The organism is Peptoniphilus indolicus ATCC 29427 (genome assembly GCF_000227315.1).
Classification (GTDB): domain Bacteria; phylum Bacillota; class Clostridia; order Tissierellales; family Peptoniphilaceae; genus Peptoniphilus; species Peptoniphilus indolicus.
Window position 1 is genome coordinate 1 of record NZ_JH165119.1, and the last position, 1,227, is coordinate 1,227.

Genomic DNA, 1,227 nt, shown 5'->3' on the forward strand with positions numbered 1-1,227 from the left:
TTTTTCATTGAATATACTTTAATAGAAAATTCTTACTTAACTCTTTCGAGTTTTAAATTAAAAAGACTAGAAGAAGAAGATTCAATAAATTTTGAACTTGTTAAAAAATTTGTATGAACATCCTAAAACTGTACCATTCAATAATGTTCTGCGATTACGTTTCAAATATATTAGCTTCTGTTTCTCTTAGTTTATTCTTATATAATTTGTATGATTACATAGGTTTTATAGTATCAGCAGTACTATCTCCTATGTTGATAATCATAATTGGAGAAACTTGGCCAAAATCAATGGGTATTCAAAAATATGAAACAGTTATAGCTAAAAAATCTTCTTTCTTAAAAATTTCTATTTCAATAGCTAAACCATTTATATTTATAATAGGATTTCTTTCAAATGTACTTATTAAAATAACCGGTGGAGATAAAGACTATAAAGAACCATTAATTACAGAAGATGAACTATTTGATGCTGTGTCTTTGGGCTATGAAGAAGGAATTTTAGATAAAAGTGAATCTTTAATAATTGAAAATGTCATGGATTTTAGAGGAAGTATAGCTAAAGATACCATGACTCCAAGAACTGATATAGTTGGACTTAGTATAAACTCAACTTACGATGAAATAGTGAGAGTAGTTCAAGAAGAATCTTTTTCAAGAATGCCTGTTTTTGGTGATGATTTAGATGATGTATACGGAATACTTCACGTAAAAGATTTATTGAAGTTTGACTCAAACTTTATATTAAAGGATAATTTGGAAATTTTAAAATCTCCATTCTATACTTTTGAATACAAACCAATTGGTCCTCTTTTTAATGAAATGAGAGCTAAAAGGGTCTCCGTTGCAATCGTCACTGATGAGTATGGTGGTACTGAAGGCATGATAACTATTGAAGATTTAATAGAAAAAATTGTCGGCTCTATATCGGATGAATTTGATGAAGACGAAGATGAGGAAATAATAAAAATTGCTCCTAAAGAGTATCTTATAGATGGCTCTATGAATTTAGAAGAAGTTGACCGTTTACTAGGTCTCAATTTAAAAAGTGATGAAAATGATTCAATTGCTGGATTTTTAATTGAAAAGCTTGACCGTTTCCCAACTCAAGGAGAAGTTATTTCCGTTGATAATTTAAAATTTATAATTCACAAATGTTCTAAGAATAGAATAGAAAAGTTAATATTAAAAATATAGTAAAATTAATGCACCTAATTCCTTTATAGAT

General features: G+C 27.9%; 1 protein-coding gene. It reads left to right on the plus strand.

Annotated elements, in window-relative coordinates; all coding sequences use genetic code 11:
• The first annotated feature begins 143 nt into the window (after window positions 1-143).
• Complete coding sequence (locus HMPREF9129_RS10220; RefSeq protein WP_257009296.1) at window positions 144-1,196, plus strand: hemolysin family protein; 1,053 nt, start codon at window positions 144-146, stop codon at window positions 1,194-1,196.
• Window positions 1,197-1,227: the final 31 nt, after the last annotated feature.

What these genes read in the sequence shown, in the direction of transcription:
- HMPREF9129_RS10220 (WP_257009296.1), top strand. Translation starts at nt 144, where the DNA reads ATGTTCTGCGATTACGTTTCAAATATATTAGCTTCTGTTTCTCTTAGT.